This window comes from Hydrogenophaga taeniospiralis (assembly GCF_020510445.1).
GTDB lineage: Bacteria > Pseudomonadota > Gammaproteobacteria > Burkholderiales > Burkholderiaceae_C > Hydrogenophaga.
This window is the reverse complement of sequence record NZ_JAHBAG010000001.1, coordinates 1,843,343-1,869,501: the sequence shown is the minus strand read 5'-3', so window position 1 is coordinate 1,869,501 and position 26,159 is coordinate 1,843,343. Positions and strand designations below refer to the sequence as shown.

Genomic DNA, 26,159 nt, shown 5'->3' with positions numbered 1-26,159 from the left:
TCTCCTGGTGCTCAGGCGGGGATTTCAAGGAACACCGACAGATCGGACTGGCGGGTCGGGCCGACCACCTTCTTGCTGCCGTCCTGGAGGAAATAGGTGACCGTGGTCTCGTACTCGGTCTTGGCCGCGTCCTTGAGCGCGACCTTCCAGCTCTTTTCCGCGTCGCCGGACTTGAAGCGCAACTCGTTGCGGCTGTTCACGCCGTTGGCCGTGTCTTGATAGGACAGCGCCACGTTGACCAGCTTGGCCCGGTCCCAGTCCATCAGGTCGGGCACCACGCTCACGGTCAGGAACTCCACCGTGCCGCTGCCCAGGGTGATGGTGGATCGCTTGGCCACCGTCTCGGGCAGCTCCTTCATCTTGCCGTCCTTGAAGAGCACGGTGGCGGTGTAGCGCACCTCGCCCAGGGCGTCGTCGATCACGGGAAAGGTCCAGTCGTCGGCCGGGTTGTCCTTGTTGAGGTTCTTGTTGACACGCTGGCGGTAGTTGTTGCCCGCGTCCTCGTAGACCGCGTCGACCGTGATGCTGGCGACCTCGTTTTCCAGGTCGCCGACGGCGCGAAAGCCGATGGTCTTCATGGCGCTGAACGGATCGTCGATGTAGAGCTGGCTGGCGGTCTGCTCGCGCACCGGGCCCTTGATCTCGCGCCCGTCGGCCATCTGGTAGACCACCTGCACCTGTACCGGGCCGCTGCGGCGCTGCTCGATGACCTGGCGCACACTGAAGGTGTTGCTGTCCTTGGTCATGTTGAACTTGGCCTCGAAAGGCCGCGCCCCGCCGGCGTAGCTCACGGTGATCAGCGCGCGGTCGACCTGGCCGAAGTTGATGTCGCCCGGGGCGATGTCAAGCGCCAGGATGCCCAGGTCGTCGACGTTGATGGTGAGGTTGGTGTCGTCGGTCTCGACCTCGGGGCTCTTGAAAACGAAGGCGCTGTTCTTGTAGTTGACGGTGTAGGCGTACTTGAACTTGCGGATGCCCTGGTGCACGAAGCACTCGAACTTGGCCACCGCGTCGGGGCTGGTGAAGGTGAACTCCTGCGTCTTGGCGTTGGGGCCGTGCGGGTAGCTGATCTTCACTTCCACGCTGTGGATCGGCAGGTCGGCGAAGCTGGCGTTGACGCGCATGTTCACCTGCACCGTCTTCAGGAATTCGTCGACGCTGAGCTTGCTGTAGTAGTCCTCCCACTTCACCGGTTTGCCGTCGGCGCCCTTGAGCGAGGTCACCGTGGGCAGCTGGCCTTGCGGCGCCTTGTTGGTGATGATGGTCTTGGCCTCGCTCCACTCCACGCGCACGTTGGCGATCTGGCTCTTGTTGATGGTGCGGCGGATGTCCTCGATGTCCTGGCCCTCTTGCAGGGCCTTCACGTTGGGGTCGACGTCGGCGATCTCCTTGAGCATGTTGCGCTGCACCGCCGCTTCGAGCTGCTTGTTGATGAGCGCGCGCACATCGCCTTCGAGCTTGGCGTTTTCTTCGGGCGAGAGATTGGGCGTCTGGGTGAACTCGAAGTGGGTCTTGGTGACGTCGTTCTTGTAGCGGCTGGAGTTCACCACCTCGGTGTAGCTGTCCTCGCTCCAGAAGTTGTCTTCGGTGTTGATGTCCTGGAAGAAGCTGTAGAACTCGGAGGCGTTCCAGGTGCCCCAGGCGCTCATCTCGGGCAGGCGGATGTAGTGGTCCAGCTTGTAGACCACGGTCACGGCGCTGGCCGATCCGGTGCTCAGCGTTTCCTTGAAGATCGCGGTGCCGAGCTCGGAGAGCTCCATCATGAACGCGGCCACGTTGCGGCCATAGAGCGAAGGCTTGCCCGCGCCGCGCACCTTCTCCACCAGCGCGCCGCCTTCGGTGAGCAGCAGTTCCACCGTGCCGCCGGTCCAGAGGATCGGGGCGATCTTCACCTTGGGCGGCTGCGCGCCGCGCTTCTTGTATTTGGCGTCCACCTCTTTCTGCAGTTCCACCGTGATCTTGGCCAGGGCGTCGTCGGGCACGGTGAGCTCGGCATCAAACGCCACGAAGCCGCCGAACTTCTTGCCTCCGTCTTCGCGCAGTTGGCCGTACTCCACGAAACGCAGCGCCAGGCCGCCGTTCTCCATGCGCGCAAAGGTCGGGCGGTTGGGGTAGACGTAAAAGGTGTGGTCGTTCTGGTGGTCGCCGTGCACCTGGAAACCCAGCAGTTGGCGAACGTTGTCGAGTTGCATCATGGTGAAAGTCCTTGGGTGGTGGGGTGTTGAAGAGGGCGTTGAAAGAGCGGTCAGGGTTTGGGCAGGCCCCACAGCGCGGCGTCGCCAAAGCTTTCGTCCGGGGCGGGCGCGGCGGGGCTGCTGCTGTGGGTGGCGGACAGGCTGGCGCTGGCTTCGGTGCGCAGACCGACGGTGGGGTCTTGCGGGTCGCCGCGGTTCAGGCTGGCCTCGCCCAGAAACGAGGCCTGGGCGTCCAGCGTGCTGCTGCGCACCGGCGCATCCGCGAGCGTCAAGCGGTAGGCCACGCCCACCCAGCCGGTCTCACCGGCCGCGGCCTGGCGCAGCTTGTCCGCCTGCTCGGGATTCAACATGGCACTGAAGGCGGCCTGGAACGGCGCCACGCCCGACGAGGCGGTGCTGATGGCGGTGACCCACTGGCCGGCGCCGTCGCCAAAACGCAGCTCGGCCGGGCTGGCGATCAGGGGTTCGGGCAACAGATCGATCTTGTCGGGCGCGCACTGCCGTTGCGCGGCCAGGTCGACGCGCGCCTGGTCGAGCGCGGCTTGCGGGGCCGCCCACACCGCGGTGAACGACAGCAGGCTCACGCTGCCGGCCTTGATGAAGCTGAACTGCGCCGATCCGTCGTCGTTGCGTGCCAGCGTGGGCCGGGCGGGCCGGTAGGCGAAGCTGTTCGGCTCGGGCAAGGGGGTCAGTACAAGACCGTGCAGATCAAGGCTCATGGTGTGCTCCGTGTCGGGTCCTGGCTGCTGCGAAGTTGCAGCGGCACCGTGGGTGAGGTGGCGGCGGACCACTCGGCCTGGCCGGCCCAGCGCCAGCGGTAGCCGCTGCGAAACGGCGACAGCGCGGTCCAGCCCCAGGTGGCTGCTGGCGCGGCCGGCGCGAGCCGCAGCAAGGCGCGCCGACCGGCCTGGTCGACCCGGTCTTCGGGCACGAGCTCGATCAGCACCTGCGGCGCGGCGTCGTCGAAGTCGCACTCCAGCGCCAGGCTACGTGCGCCGCTGCCCTCGAAGCTGAAGGCGTCCAGGTACAGGTTTTCGGTCACCGCCTGCGCCTGCGTGGCGCAAGTGCGGCCGTCGGCCAGGGCGGTGGCGGTGGCGCTGAGGGTGGCGTCGGTCACCCCCGGCGGCAGGGCCAGTGCGAGCCGCGGGTGGGCGCTGTCGATGGCGCCTTCCGTCGCCCAGGGCTTGCCGGCGCGTTGGCCCTGGCAGCTCAGCGTGATGCGGGCTTCGCGCAGAAAAGCGGCCTCGGCCTCCACGCCCACAAAACGCAGGCCCAGCGCATCGGCGCCGATGACCAGGTGGCGCCGGTTCGCTGTCTGGACCGGGCCCTCCACCAGCTCCGCGTGGCCGTCTTGCCGCACGAAGCTGCTGATCTTCCATTGGTAGTGCAGCGGCTCGTCGGGCGCGAGCCGCAGGTTCACCAGCACCGGCGCGTCGTTGGCCGGCAGCGTGGCCGAGGCGCGGCTGCTGAAGGGCCGGGCCGGCGGCCGGGGCGGCGCGATCACCTCCACTTGCGCGCGCAGCAGGCCCACGCGCGGGCCCGGCAGGTTGGGCAAGAGCGTGAGGCTGTGCCAGCCGCTGCCCAGGGCCGGCACGCTGTGGCGGCGCACCAGTTGCCCGGGCCACGAGGCCGGCGGCAGTTCGCGCAGTGGCGCCAGCGGGTCGGCGTCCATCACCAGCAGGCGCGGGCACAGCAAGACTTCATCCAGCGCCCACGACACACGACCGGCCGGCATCAGGGCCGCATCGAAGACCACGCGCACGTCCGCCGCCGGGCCGTCGGCCGGGCCGGGCATCAGGGCACAGAAACGTTCGACCAGGCGGTCGAGCAGCGCGTCGGCGGCCTGCGGCCGGTTCGAGAGCGGCACCTCGAGCAAGGCCGCGAAACCCAGGCTCTCGGGGGCGTCCAACAGGCGCTGGCGCAGCGATGGCAAGGGCAGCTCCAGTGCAGGCAGCGCCGCGCGCAAGGCCGCAGGATCGAAGCTCACGGCCAGCGGCCAGCGCTCGGCCACGCCGCGCACCCGCACCCAGGCCTGCGCGCCCACCGTGAGCAGCCCGCTTTGCAGGCTGCCCACAAACAGCTCGGTGGCCGCGCCATCGAGGCGCAGCGTGAGGCCCATGGTGCCCAGGCCAACCCGGTCCAGGCTCAACAAGGCCGTCACCTCGGGGGGCAGCGAAAGCGCCTGGACCGCGTGCAGCCGCAACCACGCGGCTTCGGCCGGCAACGGGCCCAAGACGGCCGACACCGGCCATTCCAGCGCGGCCTGGCGCAGCGCTTCCAACCCGTACTCGGCCTCAAAACCCAGCTGCAGCAGCGAGAAGTTTTCAAGACCGGCGTCGCCACGGTCCTGTTCATAGATGTCCAGCGCCAGCGAAGCGGTGCGCAGCCGCTGCGGCGCCACCATGAAACGCCCGGGCTGTTCAAAAGCCGCATACGCCGGCCGCCCCGCCACATGGGTGGGGGCGTGCCAGTCGGGGCGGCCAGCGAACATCTCAGTCTCCGCCTTCAAAAGGCACGAAAAGCAGGCCCAGGTCGGTCTTGCGCCAGCCCGAGCTGGTCTGCGTGCCCGAGCGGTACACCACGGTCTGGCGGTACTCGTACTGGCCCTCGGTGTCGCGCCGCAGCAGCACGTCCATCAAGGGCACCGGCACCTCCACCGCTTCTTCGAGCTTGCTGTCACTCAGGCGCACGCTCTTGTTGCCGCGAAACTCTATGATCACGAACCGAATGGCCTTGTCGGGCGCCTGCGCGCTGGTCAGCACCTCGGCGTCGGTCATCACGGTGATGGCGCGCGCGGTCTCTTGGTCCACGCTGTTGTCGAAGGTCTGCGCGAACAGCGCCTCGGGGTCGGGCACGGCGGTGATGGCCGAGGTGTCGAACACCGCGTCCAGCGGGCCGGTGGGCAGCGCATCGGGCCAGGGATCGACCGGCAGCACCTGGAAACCGAGCACGCCCTCGGCCGGCAGTTCGATCGCCTGGCTCAGGTCCAGACCCTCGGTGCGCGCGGGCACCATGGCGCCATCGCGGCTCAGCCAGACCGGCAGGGCCGGTATGTGCAGTGCGCCACCGGTCTGGTTGATCAGCTGGACCGCCACCGTGCCGGTGGCGCTGTCGGTGGTCTCGGTGTACTGGAACAGCTCGCCCTCGAGGGCGCGGAAGTTCAGCTCCACCGGCACCAGGATTTCACCGCCCCCCAGGCCGGTGGACACCGCCACGTGGCCTTGCAGCAGGGCGGCCGATCGCGGCGCCATGAGTGCGGCGAACACGTCCTGAAAATCGTCGAGCGCAAAGCTTTCGTTCAGCTGAAAACCGTTGGCCAGATCGACCTGGGCCGCCACCTCGATCGTCTGCATGCGCCCACCGCGCGGCAGGCCCAGGCGCAGCACCGAGGGGGCGAGCAACGGTTCCAACGAAATCTCGCCCGGGGCCACGCCGGTGGTGGGCAGCTTGCTTTTCAGGGCTTCGCGCGCGGCCAGCAGGCGCTTGCCGTCGGTCACGGGGCGCACGTCGGCGATCAGCTCCACCGCGGTCTGCGTCGCGCCCGGGTCGGTGCTGGGCGACTGGTCCACCACGAAGGCCAGCGCGGGTTTGAAAGGCGGGTGTTCGGTACGCGCCAGGCGAAACGCGTCGGGCAAAAAATAAAAACGTGTGGGCTGGCTGCTGCTTTGCAGATAGCTGTGGTGGCGGGCGCTGCGACCGGGCGCGCTGTAGGGCACGCTGTGCATCTGCAGGCTGGCCACGGCGCTGCCGGCGCTGGGGCTGCCGCCGGGGTAGACGTAGGCGTGCAGCGCGCTGTCGAACCACAAGGGCATGGTCACCGCCGGGCTCTGCGTCAGGGCACGGTAGCGCTGCGGCACGGCCGCCGCGGGGGCGGCGGCGATGCCGGTCCCGGCCACCAACCGCGGGTCGATCTCGAAGCGGCGCTTGAGCATCAGTTGCCGGTTGGCCGCCAGGTTGAGGCTGTGCCTGGGCAGCGTGTCCGCCACCGGAAACCTGGGTCGCGGCATGCCCGGTGGCACGGGCACGGCCACTGGCGGGCGCCGCCCGGGCACAGGGCCGGGTGTGGGCGCGGGTGCCGCCAGCGGCACCGCCACGGTGTACGGGCGCATGACCGACAGGCTGGCGCCGGCGCTCTGGGCCATGAAAGCACCAAGCAGTTCGTCGCGCTCGGCCAGGCCCAGACGAAAGATCACCACCGGTCCGCGCGCATCGCTGAGCAGCTCGGTGGCGGGCAGCCGCCGCTCGATCGTGGAGCCGGGCAGACGGTAGCTCAGCGCCGCGTCGAGCGGGTGCGGCAGCGTCTGGGCCGTGCGCGCGGCATCGCCCAGTTCGGGAGCCGGGTAGGCCTCCAGACCCAGACTCACCACCCACAGGCCGCTGGCCTGCGGGTCGGCTACCACGTTCACGTCGTAGCGGCCCGGGGCCGTGGTGCGCAGCCGGTAGCGCGGCAGAAAATAACGCACGTCGCTGTGCGCGTCTTCGAACAGCGTGGCGTCGCTCGGTTGGGCCACCGGGCTGATGGCGTGCGGCGAGTCCTTGCGCTCAAAGCCGAGCGGTTTGACCGGGTCGAACAGCTCCGGACGGAGGCGGTCCAGGCGCATGCGCGCCACGCCCGGATCGAGCCGCACGGCGCGCAGCGCGCCGGCGTCCGCCTGCCTTGGTGCAATCACCGTGGCCACCGTGGCGTCCAGCGCGGGTGACACCGGGTTACCGGCGGCAGCCGGCATCACACGCACCGACCGGCGTGTGGCCGCGGTCGCCAGTTGCGGAGCCATCGCAGCGCGCTGCAGTTCAACAAGGCGATGGATGGGCATGGCAACAGCTCCAATTGAGGGCTCCGCATCTGGACCTGATCTGTGCCCGACCGTTCAGGGCGAGGCCGATGAGGCATGGAGACTTGGAAGGTGGGCGGATGCTACGAGCCGCCCATGCGCCTCACAACCCTAAAACAGGGGATGCCGCGCGGCCGCGCATCTCAGGAGCGAACGGGGTGCGGAGGCTGTTCAGCCACCTCTTTTCCACTGCGGAAAACGGGTGCGCCGAGCGCAGGAAAATCGGGGGCACTTGCGGCTCTGCCCGCTGGAGACGCATCCCCCGTTTGGCGGATGTGTGGCACCCTCGCCGTGCCTGGAGCCACCCCATGTTTCACCCGCCATGGCCAGCGATGGCTCGGCGTCAAGCCATGCCTTGTTTCGGTTCCGGCCCCGGGCACCACGGACAAGGCCGCACAGTCAACGCTGCGCGGCCTTCTTGTTTTTCGGCGCGGGTACCTCTTCGTCTTCCGCGGCCTGTGCCAGTTCTTCCTTGAGCAACTGCCGGTAGATGCCCGGCAGCTCGCGGCTCATGCTGTTGTTCTCAATGCCATAGCCGAGGCTGGTCCAGGTGCCCGAGAGGCGACGCAGCACCGGCTGCACCCGACCCGCGCGCAGTTGCGCCGACAGGTTGCCCCAGCGCGGGTCGGACAGCCAGGCGTGCACCACCTCGTCCTGGTACACGGGTGCAAAGCTCAGGCCGGTCGCGTCCATCGGGTCGTCGGTGCGCTGCGGGTGGTGGCGGGCCGCCAGTTCCAGCCAGGTGCTGTAGAGCAACTGGTAGCGGCCGGCCGCGGTGGAGCAGTTGCCGCGGTTGGGGCCCCGGCCGATGGATTCGCAGCGGTTGGGGTGCACATCCAGCGTCCACACGTAATCGTTTCCATGCAGCACGTGGTAGGGCCGCAGCACGTTGGACTCGCTCGCGGAGATGGTGCGCATCAGGGCACGCAGGTAGGGGTCGCCACCGGACATGACCAGCGGCTGCGTGCCGGGAATCAGCAGCAGGGGACGCCACCACCACAGCAACAGCAGCATGAGCACGACGGCGCCCGCGGTGAGCGCCAGCCGCGAACGCAGGGGCGAGTCCCAGAAGCCCGGTGGGCGGGCCGCCGGGGTGCTGGGCTCTTCATGATCGGGGCGTGGGTCAGCTGACACAATCCGGGCATTGTCCAACAACGCCCGACCGACCCGCCATGCTGCTGCCATCGCTTGCCATCCTTGCCGGTCTGTTGCTGCTGGTCTGGAGCGCCGATCGTTTCGTGGCCGGGGCCTCGGCCACCGCCCAACATTTCGCGGTCCCGCCGCTGCTGGTGGGCATGCTGGTGGTCGGTTTTGGGACTTCGGCGCCCGAGATGGTGGTGTCGGTCCTGGCGGCGGCCCAGGGCAACCCCGGGCTGGCGCTGGGCAATGCCTGGGGCTCCAACATCGTCAACATGGCGCTGATCCTGGGCGTCACGGCACTGCTCGCACCGGTGCTGGTGCAGTCGGTGGTCCTGCGCAAGGAGCTGCCGATCCTGATGGCGGTGACCGCGCTCACCGCCCTCCTGGTGTGGAACGGGGTGTTGTCGCGGCTCGACGCGGCCGTGCTGCTGCTGGTGTTCGCCGGACTGGTGAGCTGGTCCATCGTCGAGGCCCGCCGCAACAAGGGCGACACGCTGGCCAGGGAGACGGCCACCGAGCTGCGCGCGCACGCCCTGCCCTTGCGGCGCGCGCTGCTGCTGCTTGTGGTGGGGTTGCTGGTGCTGGTGGGCAGCTCGCGCATACTGGTGTGGGGCGCGGTGGACATCGCGCAGTCGCTGGGCGTGAGCGACCTCGTGATTGGCCTGACGGTGGTGGCCGTGGGCACCTCGCTGCCCGAGCTGGCGGCCTGCGTGACGGCGGCCCGCAAAGGGGAAGACGACATTGCCCTGGGCAACATCCTGGGTTCCTGCCTGTTCAACACCCTGGCCGTGGTGGGACTGGCCGGTGTGATTGCACCGATCGACGTGGACACCGAAGTGTTCACCCGCGACCTGCCCGTGATGGCCGGTCTCACGGTGCTGCTGTTTGCGATGGGCTGGGGCTTTCGGGGCCCGGGGCGCATCAACCGCGTGGAAGCCGGGGTGCTGCTGACGGTGTATCTGATCTACACCGTTGTGGTGCTGCGGTCCATGGGTCCGTGACCGTCCACGACCCCACCAAGGCACTTCAGCCGCGCAGCCCCTCGGCCACCGTGGGGTACCGCAAACGCAGGCCCAGCTCGGTCTTCATGCGCTGGTTGTGCAGGCGGCGCGACTCGCTCATGAAGCTCAGCAGCACCAGCGGCAGCTGGTCGCCCGCCGCATCGCGCGCCACGCGGGGCGGCCGGGGCAGGCCGTAGAGATCGGCCGCGAGATCGAAGTAGTCGCCCATCTTCAGTTCGGTGTCGTCGCAGACGTTGACGTTGCGCTGCGGCCGCCCGCGCCAGAGCGCCAGCACGCAGGCGCGCGCCAGGTCGTCGGCGTGGATGTGGTTGGTGTGCACGTCGTCCTCGGCCCGCAGCACCGGCGTGCCGCGCAGCAGGCGCTCGCGCGGCGTGCCGCCTTCGCGGTCGGGCGCGTAGATGCCGGGGATGCGCAGCGCCGTGGTGCGCACGCCGGTGGCGCGGCCCAGCCAGTGCACCGCGGCTTCGGCGTCCACCCGGCGCCAGGCGCGCGGCGTGAGCGGCTGGGCGGGGGTGGCTTCGCTCACCCAGCGGCCCTGCCGGTCGCCATAGACCCCGCTGGTCGAGCCATACACCAGCGCGGCGGGCAAGGAGCGTTGCGCCAGCGCCCGCACCAGGGCGCGGGTGCGCGGGTCCAGCCGCCAGTCGGCCAGTTCGCCCGAGGGCGGCGGGGCCAGATGCAGCACCCGCGTGCCCAGCCCGGCCAGGCGGCTCAGGCTGCGCGCGTCGTCCAGATCGCCCGACAAGGGCGTGATGCCCTGCGCCCGCAACGCCGCCTGGCGCCCGGGCGTGGAACTGAGGGCGAACAGGCGCGCCCGCCGACCGCCGCCCAGCGCACGCGCGGCGCGCAGCCCCACGTCGCCGCAGCCAATGATCAAGACCCGTTCACGCCGGAAGCGTGCGGGCAAAGCGCCGATGAGGCTCATGCGAGTTCCGAATTTGCGACAATCTTTGTTTGCTGGCGCGCTGTGGCGCCCGCTTGTGCGCCACCTCACCCAGATCTGCCAGTATGACATTCACCATCACCGTCCAGCCCAGTGGACGCGCGTTCGAATCCCTCCCCGAAGAAACCATCCTCGCCGCCGGCATCCGTCAGGGCATCGGTCTGCCCTACGGCTGCAAGGACGGCGCCTGCGGCTCCTGCAAATGCAAGCTGGTCAGCGGCAAGGTGGTCCATGGCGCGCACCAGGCCAAGGCCCTGAGCGCCGAGGAAGAGGCCGCCGGCTACGTGTTGACCTGCTGCGGCGTGGCACAGAACGACGTGGTGCTCGAATCGCGCCAGGTGACCGAGGCCGGTGCCTTCCCCATCAAGAAGATGCCGGTGCGCGTGAACGCGCTGGAGCGCGTCTCGCCCGATGTGATCGTGATGCGCCTGCAGCTGCCCGCCAGTGACACCTTCCAGTACCACGCGGGCCAGTACGTGGAATTCCTGCTGCGCGACGGCGAGCGCCGCAGCTATTCCATGGCCAACGCGCCCCACACCCAGGCCACGCAGCCCGGCCTCGAACTGCACCTGCGCCACATGCCGGGCGGCAAGTTCACCGACCACGTGTTCAGCACCATGAAGGAAAAGGACATCCTGCGCATCGAGGGCCCCTACGGCGGCTTCTTCCTGCGCGAAGACAGCGAGCTGCCGCTGATCCTGCTGGCCTCGGGCACCGGTTTCGCCCCCATCAAGGCCATCATCGAGCACATGCAATTCAAGGGCATCACGCGCCCCGCCACCCTGTACTGGGGCGGCCGCCGCCCGGCCGATCTGTACCAGAGCGCCTGGATCGAGGCGCAGCTGGCCAGCATGCCGAACCTGCGCTACGTGCCGGTGGTCTCCGATGCCCTGCCCGAAGACGGCTGGAGCGGGCGCACCGGCTTCGTGCACCAGGCCGTGCTGCAGGACTTCCCCGATCTCTCGGGCCACCAGGTCTATGCCTGCGGCGCGCCCATCGTGGTGGAGTCGGCCAAGCGCGACTACGTGGCGCGGGCCGGACTGCCCGAAGAAGCCTTCTTCGCCGACGCGTTCACCAGCGCCGCGGACAAAGTGTGACCGCCCGTCCACCCACCCCGACTGGAGACCACGCCACCATGCTGAACCGCCGTCGCCTCATCACCTCCATGGCCCTGGCCACCTCGGCGCTGGCCTTGCCCACGCTGGCTCAGGCCCAAGCCGGCGGCACCACGCGCATCATCGTGCCCTTCGCCCCCGGCGGCCCGATCGACGTGACGGCGCGCATCCTGGCCGATGCCGTCAAGGGATCGCTGGGCACCGTGATCGTGGAAAACAAGCCGGGTGCGGGCGGCAACATCGGCGTGAGCGCCGTGGCCAAGGCCGCGCCCGATGGCCTCACGCTGGGCATCGCGACCACCGCCTCGCACGGCATCAACCCCTGGCTGTTCAGCAAGCTGCCCTACGACCCAGCCAAGGACTTCGCGCCCGTCACGCAGATGCTGCGCGTGCCCAACGTGCTGGTGATGAACGCCGACGCCGCCGCGCGCCTGCGCATCCACAGCCTGGCCGATCTGATCGCCTACGGCAAGGCCAACCCAGGCAAGCTCAACTATGGCTCGGGCGGCAACGGCAGCGCCGGCCACCTCGCGGGCGAGCTGTTCAAGAACCAGGCCGGCGTGTTCGCCGTGCACATCCCCTACAACGGCGGCAACCCCGCACAACTGGGCCTGCTCTCGGGTCAGGTCGATTTCAACTTCGACAACCTCGCCACCGCCGCGGCCAACATCCGCTCGGGCAAGCTCAAGGCCCTGGCCGTGACCACCGGTCAGCGCAGCGCGGTGATGCCCGACGTCCCCACCGTGGCAGAGACGCTGAAGGGTTTCGAGATCGACACCTGGTGGGGCCTGGTCGTGCCCGCCGGCACGCCGGCCGAGATGGTGCGCAAGCTCAACATGGCCTTCGGCGAGGCCTTGAAGTCTTCCGAGGTGAAGACCCGCTTCGCAAGCCTGATGGCCGAGCCCGCGCCCAGCACGCCCGAGGCCTTCGGCGAATTCATGACCCGCGAGCGCACCAAGTACCAGCGCATGGTCCAACTCAGCGGCGCGAAGGTCGACTGAGACTGGGCCGGGCAACGGGGGCCGGCCCGCGCCGCTCTCAGCGCTTGATGAGCGCCAGCGTCTCGGCCAGCTCTTCGGTCACGTCCCCCAGCTTTTCGGCCGCGTCTTCGTAGAAGTTGCCACCGAATGCGCCACCGCGTTTGGTGTCGCTTTCCTGTTTCGTCGCAACCACCTGGCCCGTGCGGGCATCGATGGCTTCAAGGGAAAAATCGGCCGAGGCCTTGCCCGCGCCCACAATGCCGCCCACCCAGCGCAAAGCCTGGTTCCCCGGGTCGTAGCTGACCTTGGCCTGAACCACGACCACGCCTTCGCGCTGACCGGGTTGTTCGCTCAACACCTCCAGGCCGCTCTCTTTCAGAGCCGCCTGGATCACACCGGGCAGCTTCTTTTCAAAAGTCTGTTTGTCCTGCACACGGTTGTTGTCCGGGTCCTTGTCCAGCAAGGTGACCGAGACCGTCGAAACATAGGCCTGCGTGTATTTGCCGGGCAGTTCCGGTGCCGCGGATTTCTCGGGGCTGGAGCCACAGGCGGTCAGCGCCACCGCCGTCAAAAGCAAAGCAGCGGCACGAATGGTCGAAAGAGACATCAATAGTTTCCTGAAAAAGGGCTCCTCCACATGAGAGCCCGCAGGGATTCTAGTGATGGCGCCAGCGGCCTCTCTGGCGGTTCAGCGCGCCTCGTCCAGCAGCTTCTTCACGTCGCCGGCCAGCGCCTGCGCGCCGCTGCCGTAGCGGGTGTACAGGCGGACGCGTCCCTGCGTGTCGTAGACGTAGCTGCCCGCGGAGTGGTCCATGGTGTAGCTGGTGGGGGTCTTGCCCTCGACCTTCTTGTAGTAGATCCGGAAGCTCTTGGTCAGCGCGGGCAGCGCGTCGGGCGCGGCATACAGCGCCAGAAAGCCGGGATCGAAGCTGGCCATGTAGGCCTTCATCACCTCGGGCGTGTCGCGCTCCGGGTCCACGCTCACGAACAGGCCTTGCAAGCGCTCGCCATCGGGGCCCAGCAGGCGCTTGGCCTCGGCCAGCTCGCTCATCGAGGTGGGGCACACGTCGGGGCACTGGGTGTAGCCGAAGAAGATCACCACGACCTTGCCCTGGAAGTCGGCCAGGGTGCGCGGCTTGCCGTCGTGGTCGGTCAGCGAGAAGCCGGTGGCATAGTCGGCGCCGGTGATGTCGATGCTGGAGAAGCCCGAGGCCGTGGCGTCGGCGGGTTTGTCGGTGCAGGCCGCAAGCAGCAAACCACTCAGAGCCAGCACAAGGCAACCACGGCGGAGAAGAGATGTCGGTTTCATGGCAGTACGGCAGGCATGCTACCCAGGACACTGCGGAACCGGCTCTGCCGGGCCGCTGGTGTCGCCCCCTTGAGGGGGTCGCGCGAAGCGCGGCGGGGGTGTTTCACAAGTAATGATCGATGAGCAGCGCCGCGAACAGCAGCGAGAGGTGGATCAGCGAAAAACGGAAGGTCTTGCGGGCGAACGCATCGGAGTAGTGGCGCCAGAGCACGAACGCGTAGCCACAGAAGCCGATGCTCAGGGCCACCGCGGCCACCAGGTAGAACCAGCCGCTCATGCGCATGATGAAGGGCATGAGGCAGGCGGCGAACAGCACCAGGGTGTAGAGGAAGATCTGCAGCCGCGTGAATTCGGAACCGTGCGTCACGGGCAGCATGGGCAGGCCCGACTTGCGGTAGTCCTCCACGCGGTACAGCGCCAATGCCCAGAAGTGCGGCGGCGTCCAGAGGAAGATGATGAGGAACAGGATCAGCGCCTCGGGCGAGACCACGCCGGTCATGGCGGCCCAGCCCAGCACCGGCGGCATGGCGCCCGATGCGCCGCCGATCACGATGTTCTGCGGCGTGAGCGGTTTGAGGATGACGGTGTAGACCACCGCGTAGCCGACGAAGGTGGCAAAGGTCAGCCACATGGTGAGCGGATTCACCCAGAAGTACAACACGGCCGAACCGGCGCCACACAACACGGCGGAGAAGCTGAGCGTCCTGGCGTTGGTGAGCTGGCCTTTGGCGGTCGGTCGCCAGGCGGTGCGCTTCATCTTGGCGTCGATCTGCTGTTCCACCACGCAGTTGAACGCGGCGGCCGCGCCGGCCACCAGCCAGATGCCCAGCGACGCGATGGCGGCCAGCCGCAGCTCAGCCCAGGTGGGCACGCCGGGCACGGCCAGCACCATGCCGATGAGCGCGCAGAACACGATGAGCTGGATCACGCGCGGCTTGGTCAGCGCGTAGAACTGCCGCCAGGTGGGCGGCAGGGCAACGGCGGCGGGGGTGGAGGACGCGGAGCTCATCGGATCGCCTGGGAGGTGTTGAAGGGGACGGAACGCACGGTGTCGGCGTTGGTTCGGGTGCCGCAGAGCGCGCCCGTCAGAACGATGACCAGCGCCGCGGCGCCACCGGTGTGGCCCACCGCCGCGAGCAGGGGCCAGTCGAGCACCACGTTGGTCAGACCGCTGGCGAACTGCCACAGGGCCAGGGCGATCAGCAGCCGCGCCGTGGCGCGCATGCCCGCCACCGGCCACAGCCGCCAGGCGAGCCAGAACAGGGCCGCCAGCACCACATAGGCGCTGAGCCGGTGTATGTAGTGGATGGCGGTGAGCGCGGCAAAAGGGATCGCCTCACCCAACGTGTCCAGGCCCAGCGCACGCCACAGTGCGAAGCCGCGCTGGAAATCCATCTCAGGCCACCAGCTGCCCTGGCAGGTGGGGAACTCGCTGCAGGCGAGCACGGCGTAGTTGGTGCTGACCCAGCCGCCCAGCGCAATCTGCAGCCACAGCAGCGCAAACACCAGACCCAGGGCGGCGCGCAGGCCCGCGCTCAGCGGCACCGGAGCGGCAGCGCCTGGGGTTGCGTGGGCGTAACCGGCGGCCTGGGCGCGCAACAGCGCGAGCAGCACCAGCCCCCCCAGCAGGTGCAGGGTCACGATGGCGGGGAACAGCTTCATCGTCACCGTCAGCGCGCCAAACGCGCCCTGCAGGCAGACCCAGAACAGGGTCAGCAACGGCCAGGCGAAGGACACGGCCAGACGCCGCCGCTCGACCCAGCTCACGATGACCAGCACCAGGATCAGCACGCCCACGGCCGTGGCCAGGTAACGGTGGATCATTTCGACCCAGGCCTTGGAGAAAGTGACCGGGCCGCCGGGCATGGCCTCCTGCGCCGCGGCGATGGAAGCCCCCGCCCCCACCGGGCTCACGCTGCCGTAGCAGCCCGGCCAGTCCGGGCAACCCAGGCCCGAGTCGGTCAGGCGGGTGAAGGCGCCAAACAGCACCAGGTCGAAGGTGAGGAACAGGGTGACCAGTGTCAGCACCCGCAGGCGTTGCGTGGGTTCGGCGCGCCGGTTGCGCAGCCACACCCAGGCCAGCGGCCCAAGCGCGATCACCACGCCCAGAAGCATGATGCGGGCCACAGGCGCGAGGTCGTACAGGGTCTGGGTCTGCATGGCCAGGGTCAGCGGGTTGGCGCCGGCGCAGCGTCGTTCGGCCGACCCGGATGGTCCCAGAACGCGGCGGCGCGCATCAGGCGGTCCAGGTCGCGCTTGGCCTGTTTGGGGTCGAGCGGGGCGGGGAAACGCATCATCCAGTTGCCCAGCGGGTCCACCAGGTACAGGTGGTCTTCGATGCGATGGCCCGGCGCGGGCACCAGCCAGGTCGCGAGTTGCTCTGCGTCCACCTGCAACACCCGGGCCGCCGCCGTGGCCTGGCGCAGCGGCTCGGGCAACGCGGCGTCGCCGGTGCGCAGCCACACCCAGTCCAACCGGTCTTTTTCCTTGCCCAGGGTTTCCCGCAACTGGCGCTGCAGGTACAGGTGCTGCTGGCAGGCCTCGCCGCAGGTGCTGTCGGCCACGCTGATGAGCAGCCACTGGTCTTTCAGCGCGGTGAGGGGCACGGGCCGACCCTGCGCGTCCCGGCCACTGAACACGGGCAGCGGGCGCTGCGGGTCGATCAGTTCACCGTAGTTGCGCCGGCCCTCGGGCCGGATCACGTAATACGTGAAATACGAAGCGATCACCGGCGCGGCGCTCACCAGCAACAGGGCCAGCATCTTCCAGCGCCCGGCGCGCGTGCTCGCTGCGTCGCGCGCGCTGGCCTGGTCGAGCTGCGGCAGGCTGTGCACGGTCAGGGTCAGCGGTTCATCGGGGGTCTGTGCCATGGGGTTTGCGCGATCGGCGGGGGGAAAGGAATTGGAACCAGACATACAGGAAACCCGCAAGGGCACACAGGCCAAACCACTGCAATGCATAACCGTGGTGTCTGGAGACGTCGGCTCCGGTGCGGGGCCAGTCGCGTTGCAGACCGTCGGCGGTGTCGCCGGTCTGCAGGACGGAAACGTTCAGCAGGGACAGCCCGGTCTCCTGCGCAAACGCTGCGAGTTCGACATTTTGCCGGATCGTCCCCGTGCCCGCCTCGCCCAGTTGATATAGCTGGCCCGGCGGCGGGGCCAAACGCCCTTCGACGCGGACCTCGCCCGTGGGGGTGTCGATGACCGGCAGGCGGCTGCGGTCGTTGAAATCGCGAGGCACCCAGCCGCGCTGCACCAGCACCGCCCGCTCGCTGCCCGCGATGCGCAACGGCGTGACCAGGAAAAAACCGGTGCGACCGCCCATCTGCCGGTTGTCCAGAAACACACTGGCCTCGGGCACCCAGCGCCCGCTCAGGGTCACCGGGCGGTGCAGGCCGGCCTGCGGGTCGGGCGCCCGCAGCAGCTCCGGCCCGCGCCAGGCCGCCAGCTGGCCGCGCTGGTCGATCAGATCGTGCAGCGCCTGCTTCTGCGCCGCGCGTCCGAGCTGCCACACGCCCAGGGCCGCCGTCGTCGCCGTGGTGAAGACGGTGGCGGCCGTGACGAGCCAGAAACGCAGGTGGCGGGAACTCATGCGGGAACACCCGGGTGGGGAAAAAAGAAACCGATAATCGCACGCATGAAAACACTCGTCATCGCGGCCTTCGTCGCCATCATTGGCAGCCTGGCGGCCGCGCTGGTTTTCATGATGCGGGGGGGTGACGAGGGATCGCCCGACAGCAGCGACAAGCCGCGCAAGAACCACATGGCACGGGCACTGGCGTTTCGCGTCGGTTTTTCCATCCTGCTGTTCGTGGTGGTGCTGGTCAGCTACCTGATGGGTTGGATCCAGCCCACCGGGCTGCCATTGCAGCGCTGATCCGGCTCACTATCCCATTGCCCACCAACAAAAAAGCGCCTGCGGGCGCTTTTTTGTTGCTGGCGGGGATGGGGTGGCATGCCACCCCAGGCGGCCGATCACATCCAGTACACGAGGATGTACAGACCCAGCCACACCACGTCCACGAAGTGCCAGTACCAGGCCGCGCCTTCGAAACCGAAGTGGCGCTGTGCCGTGAAGTGGCCCTTCTGCAGGCGCAGGGTGATGAAGAGCAGCATCAACATGCCCACCAGCACGTGGAAGCCGTGGAAGCCCGTGAGCAGGAAGAAGGTCGAACCAAACACACCCGAAGACAGCTTGAGGTTCAGCTCGCTGTAGGCGTGAGCGTATTCATAGCCCTGCACGCACAGGAAGGTGATGCCGAGCAGCACCGTGACCCACATGAACGCGATGGTCTTGGCACGTTCACCGGACTGCAGGGCGTGGTGGGCGATGGTCAGCGTCACGCCCGAGGACAGCAGCAGCGCGGTGTTGATGGTGGGCAACCAGAACGGGCCCATGGTCTGGAACGGCTCGACGATGCCGGCCGGCGAGGCGGTGGCGCCGGCCTGCAGACTCGGCCACACCGCGGTGAAGTCGGGCCAGATCAGCGCGTTCTCGATGTTGCCCAGCGCAGGCACCGAGTGCACACGGGCCCACCACAGCGCGGTGAAAAAGGCGCCGAAGAACATCACCTCCGAGAAGATGAACCAGCTCATGCTCCAGCGGAAGGACAGGTCGATCTTGCGGCCGTACAGGCCGCTTTCGCTCTCACCCACCGACTGGCTAAACCACTGGAACAGCACGATCAGCCAGAAGGCCAGACCGAAGGCCAGCGAATACGCGCCCCAGCCCGCGCCATTGACCCACTGGCCCGCGCCCAGGATGACGAAAAACAGCCCGATGGCCGCCATCACCGGGTGCCGCGAAGGCCCGGGGACGAAGTAATAAGGCGTCGTGCCGTGTGTTGCTGCTGACATGCTCACTCCTAATTGCTAAGCGCTTGTATGAATGTCTGAAAGAAAAAAACTTGTGCTGTCGACGGCACCGCCTCAGGCGACGACCCAGTTCACCAGCAGGATCAGGCCCAGCACGAACAGCAGGGCCATGACCACCCCCACCACCAGAATGTGGATCGGATTGAGCTTGGCGATGTCGTCCTGGTAGTCGGCATTGCGCCGCACACCGAGAAAACCCCAGAGCACGGCCTTGACCGTGCCCACGAGCGAACCTTTGCGCTGGTGCACAGGCTGCGTCATACGGCCCCCGGCAAGGAGGCGGCCGGCACGGCGCTGGCCTGAGGCAGATGGCCCTCGGGCGCCGCCGGCACCTTGCCGCCCACCTCGAAGAAGGTGTAGGACAGCGTGATGGTGGTCACGTCCTTGGGCAGCTTCGGATCGATCACGAACGCCACCGGCCAGGCCTTTTTCTCGCCCGCCGCCAGCGTGTACTGGTTGAAACAGAAACACTCCAGCTTGTTGAAGTGCGCCGCCGACTGCTTGGGGGCGTAACTCGGGATCGCCTGCGCCGCCATGGTGCGGTTCTGGACGTTCTGGAACTCGTACATCACCGTGGTGAGTTCGCCCGGATGCACCTGAAGCGAACGCACCGCGGGCTTGAACTGCCAGGGCCCGCGGGCATTCGCGTCGAACTCCACCGTGATGCTGCGCGTGCGGTCCACCTGCGTGTTCACCGGCAGGGTGGGCCGGGCACCCGGCACCTCACGCTCGGCGAGCGCCAGCACGTTGATGCCGGTCATCTCGCAGATGGCGTTGTAGACCGGGACCAGGGCGTAGCCGAACCCGAACATGCCCAGCGTGATCACGCCGAGCTTGCCCACCATCTTGAGGTTTTCGCGACGAAGTCCCATGGGGCGTGTCCGGTTCGGAAGTGCGGGCGTGTCGGCGGGCATCAGCCGCCGAACAGCACCAGCTTGCCCACGAAACCGAGGAAAAAGACGAGCGCCACCGAACCCAGGATCAGACCCAGGCGCAGGTTGCTCTTTTTTTGGTCAGGCGTCATGTTTCAACCGTTGCTGCGCCGGGGTTCAGCCGATCACCTTGGTGGCGCTGGCATCCAGCTTGGGCGGGTTCTCGAAGGTGTGGAACGGGGCCGGCGAAGGCACTTCCCACTCCAGACCCTCGGCGCCTTCCCAGGGCTTCTGTGGCGCCTTGGCGCCCTTGCCACGCATGGCAGGCAGCGCGACGGCGAAGAAGAAGAAGACCTGTGCAAGACCGAAGGCAAAACCACCCACCGAGGCGATGGCGTTGAAGTCGGCGAACTGCATCGGGTAGTCGGCGTAGCGGCGCGGCATGCCGGCCAGGCCCAGGAAGTGCATCGGGAAGAAGGTGACGTTGAACGAGATCATCGACCACCAGAAGTGGATCTTGCCGCGGGTTTCGCTGTACATCACGCCGGTCCACTTGGGCAACCAGTAGTAGATGCCGGCGAACATGGCGAACAGCGAACCGGCCACCAGCACGTAGTGGAAGTGGGCCACCACGTAGTAGGTGTCCTGCATCTGGATGTCGATCGGTGCGACCGACAGGATCAGCCCGGTGAAGCCACCGATGGTGAACACGAAGATGAAGCCAACGGCCCACATCATCGGGGTCTCGAAGGTCATCGAACCCTTCCACATGGTCGCGATCCAGTTGAAGATCTTCACGCCCGTGGGCACGGCGATCAGCATGGTCGAGTACATGAAGAACAGCTGGCCCGTCACCGGCATGCCGGTGGTGAACATGTGGTGCGCCCACACGACGAAGGACAGGATGGCGATGGAGCCGGTGGCGTACACCATGGAGGCGTAGCCGAACAGCTTCTTGCGCGCGAAGGCGGGCACGACCTGGCTCACGATGCCGAAGGCCGGCAGGATCATGATGTAGACCTCGGGGTGGCCGAAGAACCAGAAGATGTGCTGGTACATCACCGGGTCGCCGCCGCCGGCGGGGTTGAAGAAGCTGGTGCCGAAGTGGCGGTCCGTCAGCGTCATGGTGATGGCGCCAGCCAGCACGGGCATCACGGCGATCAGCAGGTAGGCGGTGATCAGCCAGGTCCAGCAGAACATGGGCATCTTCATCAGCGTCATGCCGGGGGCGCGCATGTTGAGGATGGTCACGATGATGTTGATCGAACCCATGATCGACGAGGCACCCAGGATGTGCATCGCGAAAATGCCGGCATCCATCGAAGGGCCCATCTGCAGCGTCAGCGGGGCGTAGAGCGTCCAGCCGGCGGCGGGGGCGCCGCCTGGCATGAAGAACGACGACACCAGCATGATCGCAGCGGGGATCATCAGCCAGAAGCTGAAGTTGTTCATGCGCGCGAACGCCATGTCACCGGCGCCGATCTGCAGCGGGATCATCCAGTTCGCGAAACCCACGAAGGCCGGCATGATGGCGCCGAACACCATGATCAGGCCGTGCATGGTGGTGAGCTGGTTGAACAGCTCGGGATTGACCAGTTGCAGGCCGGGCTGGAACAGCTCGGCGCGGATCAGCAGCGCAAGCACGCCGCCCACCATGAGCATGGTGAAAGCGAACAGCAGGTACAGCGTGCCGATGTCTTTGTGGTTGGTGGCGTAGACCCAGCGGCGCCAGCCCGACGGGGCGTGGTGGTCGTGGTCGTGACCGTGCGCATCGTGGTGGTCGAGAACTGCACTCATGATCGATTCCTTTGAGACTCAATGATTTTCTGTAACCGGATCACTTGCGGGCAGCGACCACATCGGCAGGCTGCACAACCTGCTCGGTTTTGTTGGACCAGTTGTTCTTGGCGTAGGTCATGACGGCGGCCAGCTCGGTGTCCGACAGCTGTTTCCAGGCCGGCATCTCCGCCTCCGGGCCTTTGACGCCATTGAGCAGCACGGCCATCATCTTGCCTTTGTCGGCATCGTTCACGATGGCCGAACCGTCCAGCGGCTTGATCGGGCCAGCGCCCTTGCCGTTGGCCTGGTGGCAGGCGACGCAGTTGGCCGCGTAAACGGACTCACCACGCTTGACCATGTCGGCCAGGGCCCAGACCTTGCTCGGGTCGTCGGCGGCCGCGGCCATGGCCTTTTGCTGCTCGGTCACCCAGGCGGTGTATTGCTCGGCCGTGACCACCTTGACGTGGATGGGCATGTAGGCGTGCTCCTTGCCACACAGTTCGGCACACTGGCCGTAGAAATCACCGGTCTTTTCGGCACGGAACCAGGTGTCGCGCACGAAGCCGGGGATGGCGTCCTGCTTGACGCCGAAGGCCGGCACCATCCAGGCGTGAATCACGTCGTTGGCGGTGGTGATGATGCGGATCTTCTTGCCCACGGGCACCACCAGCGGGTGGTCCACCTTGAGCAGGTAGTCGTCGCCCCCGGGCTTGCCCTGGCTGGACATCTCGCGCTGGGTGGTGTCCAGCGTGGAGAGGAAACCGATGCCCTCGCCCTCGCCCTTGATGTAGTCGTAACCCCACTTCCACTGCATGCCCGTGGCCTTGATGGTCAGGTCGCTGTTGGTGGTGTCCTTCTGGGCCACCAGCACCTTGGTGGCCGGCAGGGCCATGCCGATCACGATCAGCAGCGGCACGATGGTCCAGCCCAGCTCCACCCAGATCGGCTCGGCCAGCACCTGCGACTTGTGGCCCACCGACTTGCGGTGCTTGATGATGGAATAGAACATCACGCCGAAGACCACGACGAAGATGACCGCGCAGATGCCCATCATGAACCAGTGCAGCCAGTGCTGCTCCTCGGCAATCCGGGTGACCGGCGGGGCGAAATTGAGCTGGTTCACAGCGGGACCACCGGGCAGGTCGTTCACCGCATGGGCGGCCTGCGTCGCCCAGACACCCGCGCTCAGCGCCAGTGTGGAGGCGGCCGCGCGCACCGTGACCAGCCGTTTACGCATGGAATCAACTGTTTTCTTCGTCGTACTCACTTTAAGCGCCTCAAATATAAGTATTGATTTATATCAATGCCGATTAGAACAAACTTTCATAGGGCCGCCCACTCAGGGAATACCCAACCCCCGCAACCCCGCAAGACCAGCGCAGCCATGGGCTGCGCGGGCGTGACCGAACCGCTGCACCGCAAGCTCCAGCGCAGTCCATCAGCGAACAGGGTTGCCCACGGGGGAAGCGTTGCAGGTTTGACGCACCAATTGCTGGCCATATCCGCGACCGATCCGAGAATCCGCGCGTACTTGCAGGGAAAGCACCCCGAAGGCTTTGATTTATGTCAATTGTAGCGGCGAGAAACGGGGGGCTTTCCTGTCGGGGCGCCCCATCCACCCCCTCGCCGACCTCATCGGCCGGCGATGCAATGCCCGGTTCAGCGGCGGCCGGAGCGCAGCATGGCCCGCATGTCGTCCACCGAAACCGCAGTGCTGGACCCCAGTGGCGCCCGCGCAACGGGTTTGAAGGCATGACCGTAGATCACCTCCACGGTCAGCAGCAGACGCCCGTCTTCCGAACGGGGCAGCCCATCTTCCAGCGCCTGGCACAAGCGCTCGTGCCAGGCGCGCGAGCGCCAACCCTCGAACCGGTCCGCGTGCAGATTGCGGCCAAGCTCGCGCAGGTCCTGGAGCAGGAGCGGCACAGCGCTGTACGACAAGGTGATGCGCTCCATGTCCATCACCGGCTCGGCAAAACCGCTGTGCACCAGCATGTCGCCCCAGTCGTGCATGTCCGTGAACGCATGGGTGGGCTCGGGCCAGCCCGCGCGCTGGTAGATCTGCCGGAGCTCGCGCAGGGTGTCCGGCCCCAGGCAGGAGAACATCAGGAAACCATTGGTCTCGATGTGCGCGTGCCAGCGCCGCAGCAAGGCCTGGGGTTGTGGCTCCAGATGCAGCGCCATGTTGGCCCACAGCATGGCCACGCGGGTTTCGTCCTGCGCGGCCGCGGGTGTCTTGCCCCGCACCCAGTTCAGGGGGTTCCACGACGCCGACAGCGGCTCGCGCGTGGCCAGCAAGGCCTGTGGCAACTGCCGCGCGGCGACATGACAACGCGCCTGCGGCAACAAGGACCGCACGCGCTGGTGAGCCTGAAGGCCGCCCAGCACCGGCTCCCAGTGCAGCCAGCTCGAGGGCTTGTCGCGAAACCACTGCAGCCGCTCAGCCATGCGCGAGGCCACCTCTTCGTGCAGCCAGGGGCTCTGGGTGCGGGGTTGCCGCAGCCAGCGCTGCGCGGCGACCGGGTCCAGACCCGGAACGGGGGTTTCGGCTTCGGGCGTGTTGTTCAAGGGAAAACCAGAGCGGGTGGTGTGCGGGCGACATCGCCGGACAGGGGCGCCAGAAACGGGCCCGGAAAACGGGACACAGCCCGACCGCCCAGTATATTGGCCCCATGTTCAACACGTGGACCCGGCTCACGCGCCACCTGCCCGCCACCTGCCAGGTGTGCGGCGGCTGGCCAGCGCAGGCCGTGTGCACGGCCTGCGAGCAGCGCTTTGCCGCACCCACGCCTCGCTGCGGTGCCTGCGCCGCCCCTCTGGCGGCCACTGGCCCGGCGCTCTGTGGCGCCTGCCAGACCCGAACGGCGCCCGCAGCGCTGCAGCGCTGCGTGGCGGCGGTGGACTACAGCTACCCCTGGGACACCCTGATCGCCCGCTTCAAATTCAGGAACGAACCCGGTTGGGCCGGAACCCTGGCCGCCCTGATGTGGCGGGCGCACCAGGCCCAGCCACCGTCCAGCCCCTACGATCTGGTGGTGCCGGTGCCGCTCACCCCGCCGCGCCTGGCCAGCCGTGGCTACAACCAGGCCTGGGAACTGGTGAAGGCGCTGCGCCGGCAAGCCGCCGCAACGGCGACCCCCATGCCCCCCGCGCTGGCCGATGCCCTGCTGCGCATCGGCGAAGCCCCGGACCAGCACAGCCTGCCGCGCGAGCAGCGCCTGCACAACCTGCGCGGTGCGTTCGCCGCCCACCCGCTTCATCGGCAGCGGTTGGCCCGGGCCCATGTGCTGCTGGTGGACGACGTGACCACCACCGGCGCCACCCTGCAGACCGCCGCCCAGGCCCTGCTGCAGGCGGGCGCTCACCGGGTCGAAGCGCTGGTGCTGGCCCGCACGCCGCCGCACTGAACGACCGCCACCCGGCAACCGCGGGCCACCGTCAGGCGGAGCGCGATTCCAACGTTATCATCGCGAGCTTGCAGGGAGAGCCCACAGACCAGACCACTGGCCCGCTCCAATTTCTGCCACGCCCACCGGTACCTGCCGCGCAACCATGTTCCACATCGTCCTTGTTGCGCCCGAAATCCCGCCCAACACCGGCAACGTGATCAGGCTCAGCGCCAACACCGGCTGCACCCTGCACCTCATCGAGCCCCTGGGCTTTTCGATGGACGACAAGCAGATGCGTCGCGCCGGGCTGGACTACCACGAATACGCCGACGTGCGCCGCCACGCCGACTGGGTCAGCTTCCTGCACGCCGAACAGCCCGACCCACAACGCATGTTCGCGCTCACCACCCGGGGCACGCTGTCGGTGTACGACAACCGCTTCCAGCCGGGGGACTGGCTGGTCTTTGGTTCCGAGACCCGGGGACTGCCCGCCGACCTGCGCGAGCGCTTCGCCCCGACGCAGCGCCTGCGCCTGCCCATGATCGAAGGCCAGCGCAGCCTCAACCTGTCCAACGCGGTGGCGGTGGTGGTCTTCGAGGCCTGGCGGCAGCAGGGCTTTGGCGCCCCGTCAGCGTGACGCAGTTCACTCTTTCGTGAGCTGCACGCCCCACCCCATTCCCTCTAGCGGCCGCACAATGCTCACACTTCCCGACACGCGCTGCCCGTCACGAACGCCGGCGGCCCATCCGACACACGCGACCCCACCGGCCGCCTGGAGACCGCATTGATCCCCACCATTGCCCGCATCGTTCAGGCGGCCCTGACACCGCGCCAAGGCGCAAAAAAGCCGGTCAGCGTGAAAGACCTGGCCACCATCCGGCAGGCCCTGCTGTCGTGCATCGAAGACTGCATCAGCCTGCCCGCGCAGCGCCTGCGCCTGAAAATCGACAATGCCAAAACACCCCAGGAACTCTGGATGCTGCGCAACGACGCCTACCAGCTGATCTCCCAACGCCACAACCAGTCCATCGCCGCCGAACGCATCAACGACCTGATCCGGGCGTTTGAAGGCAGCCTGGAGCGCAAACAGCTCGTCAAGATCCGCTGATTGCGCCAGCCGAAGGCTCAGGGGTAGAGCCGCACCAGCGACTCGGCCACGCACACCGGCTTGTCGGCCCCGTCGCGCTCAACCACCACCGACCACGTCAGCTGCAGGCCCTGGTGTTCGATCGGTTCGGCGGCCAGCAGGGTCAGGCGCGCACGCAGGCGGCTGCCCACCGGCACCGGCGCCGTGAAGCGCACCCGATTGAGCCCGTAGTTCAGGCCCATGCCGGACTGGCGCACCGCGAACGCCGACTCCAGAAACACCGGCAGCAGCGACAGCGTCAGGAAACCGTGCGCGATCGTCCCGCCAAACGGCCCCTGCTTCGCTTTCTCCACGTCCACATGGATCCACTGGTGATCACCGGTGGCCTGGGCAAACTGGTTGACACGTTCCTGGGTGATCGTGACCCAGTCGCTGAGCGCGACTTCCTGACCCACGCAGGCCGCCAGATCGGCCAGGGTTTCAAAGGTTTTCATGGGATGCGACTCTAGCCCGCCGGCCGGGTGGCGGGTGTCGGCCTCGCGACAAGCCGGATCAGCCCGCTCGGGACAGCGATCCGCTCAACGGCGGAATGTGAGGGCCATGTTTCGCCGCCGGGCCGCCC

General features: G+C 67.5%; 27 protein-coding genes. 7 read left to right on the top strand and 20 right to left on the bottom strand.

The features are described 5' to 3' along the window. Positions 1-11: 11 nt before the first annotated feature. The 5 genes from KIH07_RS09000 to KIH07_RS08980 form a co-directional block, all read right to left on the bottom strand. Positions 12-2,195 carry a hypothetical protein gene (locus tag KIH07_RS09000; protein WP_226491646.1) on the bottom strand — a complete coding sequence of 728 codons (2,184 nt, stop codon included), beginning with the start codon at positions 2,193-2,195 and terminating at the stop codon, positions 12-14. Between the two features lie 50 nt (positions 2,196-2,245). Continuing rightward, positions 2,246-2,914: a hypothetical protein gene (locus tag KIH07_RS08995; RefSeq protein ID WP_226491645.1), complete on the bottom strand. Its 669-nt coding sequence runs from the start codon at positions 2,912-2,914 to the stop codon at positions 2,246-2,248. Beyond that, on the bottom strand, positions 2,911-4,686 hold the full coding sequence (locus tag KIH07_RS08990; protein ID WP_226491644.1) for a hypothetical protein: 1,776 nt from the start codon (positions 4,684-4,686) through the stop codon (positions 2,911-2,913). Before KIH07_RS08990 ends, KIH07_RS08995 begins: the two co-directional genes overlap by 4 nt. A 1-nt stretch (position 4,687) precedes the next feature. Then, positions 4,688-7,009, bottom strand: a complete 2,322-nt coding sequence (locus KIH07_RS08985) for a hypothetical protein (protein ID WP_226491643.1) — start codon at positions 7,007-7,009, stop codon at positions 4,688-4,690. Positions 7,010-7,426: 417 nt separating this feature from the next. Beyond that, positions 7,427-8,161 carry a glycoside hydrolase family protein gene (locus tag KIH07_RS08980; protein ID WP_226491642.1) on the bottom strand — a complete coding sequence of 245 codons (735 nt, stop codon included), beginning with the start codon at positions 8,159-8,161 and terminating at the stop codon, positions 7,427-7,429. Between the two features lie 38 nt (positions 8,162-8,199). On the opposite strand from KIH07_RS08980, the gene KIH07_RS08975 reads away from it, so the two are divergent. Next, entirely contained in the window at positions 8,200-9,168 is a 969-nt protein-coding gene (locus tag KIH07_RS08975) for a calcium/sodium antiporter (protein WP_226491641.1), read from the top strand. Between the two features lie 25 nt (positions 9,169-9,193). Here KIH07_RS08975 and KIH07_RS08970 read toward each other — a convergent pair whose 3' ends face one another. Further along, positions 9,194-10,114 carry an SDR family oxidoreductase gene (locus KIH07_RS08970; protein WP_226491640.1) on the bottom strand — a complete coding sequence of 307 codons (921 nt, stop codon included), beginning with the start codon at positions 10,112-10,114 and terminating at the stop codon, positions 9,194-9,196. 83 nt (positions 10,115-10,197) lie between these two features. Here KIH07_RS08970 and KIH07_RS08965 point away from each other — a divergent pair, with 83 nt between their 5' ends. After that, a complete protein-coding gene (locus tag KIH07_RS08965) occupies positions 10,198-11,229 on the top strand; it encodes a CDP-6-deoxy-delta-3,4-glucoseen reductase (RefSeq protein WP_226491639.1) in 1,032 nt (343 codons plus the stop codon). Positions 11,230-11,267: 38 nt separating this feature from the next. Next, the gene (locus KIH07_RS08960) at positions 11,268-12,248 is read left to right on the top strand and encodes a Bug family tripartite tricarboxylate transporter substrate binding protein (protein ID WP_226491638.1); all 981 of its coding nucleotides are present in this window, start codon (positions 11,268-11,270) and stop codon (positions 12,246-12,248) included. Positions 12,249-12,285: 37 nt separating this feature from the next. Here the strand turns inward: KIH07_RS08960 and KIH07_RS08955 are convergent, their stop codons facing one another. The 6 genes from KIH07_RS08955 to KIH07_RS08930 all read right to left on the bottom strand — a co-directional run bounded on the left by KIH07_RS08955 (position 12,286) and on the right by KIH07_RS08930 (position 17,127). Next, positions 12,286-12,834: a DUF4410 domain-containing protein gene (locus KIH07_RS08955; RefSeq protein ID WP_226491637.1), complete on the bottom strand. Its 549-nt coding sequence runs from the start codon at positions 12,832-12,834 to the stop codon at positions 12,286-12,288. 81 nt (positions 12,835-12,915) lie between these two features. Further along, positions 12,916-13,536 (bottom strand): SCO family protein, encoded by a 621-nt coding sequence (locus KIH07_RS08950; RefSeq protein ID WP_226491636.1) that lies wholly within the window; start codon positions 13,534-13,536, stop codon positions 12,916-12,918. A 103-nt stretch (positions 13,537-13,639) separates the two neighbouring features. After that, a complete protein-coding gene (gene cyoE, locus KIH07_RS08945) occupies positions 13,640-14,545 on the bottom strand; it encodes a heme o synthase (protein WP_226491635.1) in 906 nt (301 codons plus the stop codon). Then, the gene (locus KIH07_RS08940) at positions 14,542-15,696 is read right to left on the bottom strand and encodes a COX15/CtaA family protein (protein ID WP_226491634.1); all 1,155 of its coding nucleotides are present in this window, start codon (positions 15,694-15,696) and stop codon (positions 14,542-14,544) included. The genes cyoE and KIH07_RS08940 overlap by 4 nt, the downstream gene beginning before the upstream one ends. Positions 15,697-15,704: 8 nt before the next feature. Then, the gene (locus KIH07_RS08935; protein ID WP_226491633.1) at positions 15,705-16,406 is read right to left on the bottom strand and encodes an SCO family protein; all 702 of its coding nucleotides are present in this window, start codon (positions 16,404-16,406) and stop codon (positions 15,705-15,707) included. Beyond that, complete coding sequence (locus KIH07_RS08930; RefSeq protein ID WP_226491632.1) at positions 16,387-17,127, bottom strand: SURF1 family protein; 741 nt, start codon at positions 17,125-17,127, stop codon at positions 16,387-16,389. The genes KIH07_RS08935 and KIH07_RS08930 overlap by 20 nt, the downstream gene beginning before the upstream one ends. Positions 17,128-17,172: 45 nt before the next feature. On the opposite strand from KIH07_RS08930, the gene KIH07_RS08925 reads away from it, so the two are divergent. Continuing rightward, complete coding sequence (locus tag KIH07_RS08925) at positions 17,173-17,412, top strand: twin transmembrane helix small protein (RefSeq protein ID WP_226491631.1); 240 nt, start codon at positions 17,173-17,175, stop codon at positions 17,410-17,412. A gap of 98 nt (positions 17,413-17,510) precedes the next feature. Here the strand turns inward: KIH07_RS08925 and KIH07_RS08920 are convergent, their stop codons facing one another. The 7 genes from KIH07_RS08920 to KIH07_RS08890 form a co-directional block, all read right to left on the bottom strand. Continuing rightward, positions 17,511-18,392: a cytochrome c oxidase subunit 3 gene (locus tag KIH07_RS08920; protein ID WP_226491630.1), complete on the bottom strand. Its 882-nt coding sequence runs from the start codon at positions 18,390-18,392 to the stop codon at positions 17,511-17,513. A 72-nt stretch (positions 18,393-18,464) separates the two neighbouring features. Continuing rightward, positions 18,465-18,671 carry a DUF2970 domain-containing protein gene (locus KIH07_RS08915; protein ID WP_226491629.1) on the bottom strand — a complete coding sequence of 69 codons (207 nt, stop codon included), beginning with the start codon at positions 18,669-18,671 and terminating at the stop codon, positions 18,465-18,467. Beyond that, on the bottom strand, positions 18,668-19,282 hold the full coding sequence (locus KIH07_RS08910) for a cytochrome c oxidase assembly protein (protein ID WP_226491628.1): 615 nt from the start codon (positions 19,280-19,282) through the stop codon (positions 18,668-18,670). The genes KIH07_RS08915 and KIH07_RS08910 overlap by 4 nt, the downstream gene beginning before the upstream one ends. Before the next feature lie 41 nt (positions 19,283-19,323). Next, positions 19,324-19,434, bottom strand: a complete 111-nt coding sequence (locus KIH07_RS08905) for a cytochrome oxidase small assembly protein (RefSeq protein ID WP_218017389.1) — start codon at positions 19,432-19,434, stop codon at positions 19,324-19,326. Positions 19,435-19,459: 25 nt separating this feature from the next. Next, positions 19,460-21,079 (bottom strand): cytochrome c oxidase subunit I, encoded by a 1,620-nt coding sequence (gene ctaD, locus KIH07_RS08900; RefSeq protein ID WP_226491627.1) that lies wholly within the window; start codon positions 21,077-21,079, stop codon positions 19,460-19,462. A 40-nt stretch (positions 21,080-21,119) separates the two neighbouring features. Continuing rightward, positions 21,120-22,298 (bottom strand): cytochrome c oxidase subunit II, encoded by a 1,179-nt coding sequence (gene coxB / locus KIH07_RS08895; RefSeq protein ID WP_226491626.1) that lies wholly within the window; start codon positions 22,296-22,298, stop codon positions 21,120-21,122. Positions 22,299-22,720: 422 nt separating this feature from the next. Then, the gene (locus tag KIH07_RS08890) at positions 22,721-23,629 is read right to left on the bottom strand and encodes a biotin synthase (protein WP_226491625.1); all 909 of its coding nucleotides are present in this window, start codon (positions 23,627-23,629) and stop codon (positions 22,721-22,723) included. Positions 23,630-23,733: 104 nt separating this feature from the next. Between KIH07_RS08890 and KIH07_RS08885 the strand changes: the two genes are divergently transcribed. The 3 genes from KIH07_RS08885 to KIH07_RS08875 all read left to right on the top strand — a co-directional run bounded on the left by KIH07_RS08885 (position 23,734) and on the right by KIH07_RS08875 (position 25,558). Further along, on the top strand, positions 23,734-24,468 hold the full coding sequence (locus tag KIH07_RS08885) for a ComF family protein (RefSeq protein ID WP_226491624.1): 735 nt from the start codon (positions 23,734-23,736) through the stop codon (positions 24,466-24,468). Positions 24,469-24,613: 145 nt separating this feature from the next. After that, on the top strand, positions 24,614-25,087 hold the full coding sequence (trmL, locus tag KIH07_RS08880) for a tRNA (uridine(34)/cytosine(34)/5-carboxymethylaminomethyluridine(34)-2'-O)-methyltransferase TrmL (RefSeq protein WP_226491623.1): 474 nt from the start codon (positions 24,614-24,616) through the stop codon (positions 25,085-25,087). A 147-nt stretch (positions 25,088-25,234) separates the two neighbouring features. Next, a complete protein-coding gene (locus tag KIH07_RS08875; protein WP_226491622.1) occupies positions 25,235-25,558 on the top strand; it encodes a hypothetical protein in 324 nt (107 codons plus the stop codon). A 17-nt stretch (positions 25,559-25,575) separates the two neighbouring features. Here KIH07_RS08875 and KIH07_RS08870 read toward each other — a convergent pair whose 3' ends face one another. After that, positions 25,576-26,031 (bottom strand): MaoC family dehydratase, encoded by a 456-nt coding sequence (locus tag KIH07_RS08870; protein WP_226491621.1) that lies wholly within the window; start codon positions 26,029-26,031, stop codon positions 25,576-25,578. Positions 26,032-26,159: the final 128 nt, after the last annotated feature.

What these genes read in the sequence shown, in the direction of transcription:
- KIH07_RS09000 (WP_226491646.1), bottom strand. Translation starts at nt 2,195, where the DNA reads ATGATGCAACTCGACAACGTTCGCCAACTGCTGGGTTTCCAGGTGCAC.
- KIH07_RS08995 (WP_226491645.1), bottom strand. Translation starts at nt 2,914, where the DNA reads ATGAGCCTTGATCTGCACGGTCTTGTACTGACCCCCTTGCCCGAGCCG.
- KIH07_RS08990 (WP_226491644.1), bottom strand. Translation starts at nt 4,686, where the DNA reads ATGTTCGCTGGCCGCCCCGACTGGCACGCCCCCACCCATGTGGCGGGG.
- KIH07_RS08985 (WP_226491643.1), bottom strand. Translation starts at nt 7,009, where the DNA reads ATGCCCATCCATCGCCTTGTTGAACTGCAGCGCGCTGCGATGGCTCCG.
- KIH07_RS08975 (WP_226491641.1), top strand. Translation starts at nt 8,200, where the DNA reads ATGCTGCTGCCATCGCTTGCCATCCTTGCCGGTCTGTTGCTGCTGGTC.
- KIH07_RS08970 (WP_226491640.1), bottom strand. Translation starts at nt 10,114, where the DNA reads ATGAGCCTCATCGGCGCTTTGCCCGCACGCTTCCGGCGTGAACGGGTC.
- KIH07_RS08965 (WP_226491639.1), top strand. Translation starts at nt 10,198, where the DNA reads ATGACATTCACCATCACCGTCCAGCCCAGTGGACGCGCGTTCGAATCC.
- KIH07_RS08960 (WP_226491638.1), top strand. Translation starts at nt 11,268, where the DNA reads ATGCTGAACCGCCGTCGCCTCATCACCTCCATGGCCCTGGCCACCTCG.
- KIH07_RS08955 (WP_226491637.1), bottom strand. Translation starts at nt 12,834, where the DNA reads ATGTCTCTTTCGACCATTCGTGCCGCTGCTTTGCTTTTGACGGCGGTG.
- KIH07_RS08950 (WP_226491636.1), bottom strand. Translation starts at nt 13,536, where the DNA reads ATGAAACCGACATCTCTTCTCCGCCGTGGTTGCCTTGTGCTGGCTCTG.
- cyoE (WP_226491635.1), bottom strand. Translation starts at nt 14,545, where the DNA reads ATGAGCTCCGCGTCCTCCACCCCCGCCGCCGTTGCCCTGCCGCCCACC.
- KIH07_RS08940 (WP_226491634.1), bottom strand. Translation starts at nt 15,696, where the DNA reads ATGCAGACCCAGACCCTGTACGACCTCGCGCCTGTGGCCCGCATCATG.
- KIH07_RS08935 (WP_226491633.1), bottom strand. Translation starts at nt 16,406, where the DNA reads ATGGCACAGACCCCCGATGAACCGCTGACCCTGACCGTGCACAGCCTG.
- KIH07_RS08930 (WP_226491632.1), bottom strand. Translation starts at nt 17,127, where the DNA reads ATGAGTTCCCGCCACCTGCGTTTCTGGCTCGTCACGGCCGCCACCGTC.
- KIH07_RS08925 (WP_226491631.1), top strand. Translation starts at nt 17,173, where the DNA reads ATGAAAACACTCGTCATCGCGGCCTTCGTCGCCATCATTGGCAGCCTG.
- KIH07_RS08920 (WP_226491630.1), bottom strand. Translation starts at nt 18,392, where the DNA reads ATGTCAGCAGCAACACACGGCACGACGCCTTATTACTTCGTCCCCGGG.
- KIH07_RS08915 (WP_226491629.1), bottom strand. Translation starts at nt 18,671, where the DNA reads ATGACGCAGCCTGTGCACCAGCGCAAAGGTTCGCTCGTGGGCACGGTC.
- KIH07_RS08910 (WP_226491628.1), bottom strand. Translation starts at nt 19,282, where the DNA reads ATGGGACTTCGTCGCGAAAACCTCAAGATGGTGGGCAAGCTCGGCGTG.
- KIH07_RS08905 (WP_218017389.1), bottom strand. Translation starts at nt 19,434, where the DNA reads ATGACGCCTGACCAAAAAAAGAGCAACCTGCGCCTGGGTCTGATCCTG.
- ctaD (WP_226491627.1), bottom strand. Translation starts at nt 21,079, where the DNA reads ATGAGTGCAGTTCTCGACCACCACGATGCGCACGGTCACGACCACGAC.
- coxB (WP_226491626.1), bottom strand. Translation starts at nt 22,298, where the DNA reads ATGCGTAAACGGCTGGTCACGGTGCGCGCGGCCGCCTCCACACTGGCG.
- KIH07_RS08885 (WP_226491624.1), top strand. Translation starts at nt 23,734, where the DNA reads ATGTTCAACACGTGGACCCGGCTCACGCGCCACCTGCCCGCCACCTGC.
- trmL (WP_226491623.1), top strand. Translation starts at nt 24,614, where the DNA reads ATGTTCCACATCGTCCTTGTTGCGCCCGAAATCCCGCCCAACACCGGC.
- KIH07_RS08870 (WP_226491621.1), bottom strand. Translation starts at nt 26,031, where the DNA reads ATGAAAACCTTTGAAACCCTGGCCGATCTGGCGGCCTGCGTGGGTCAG.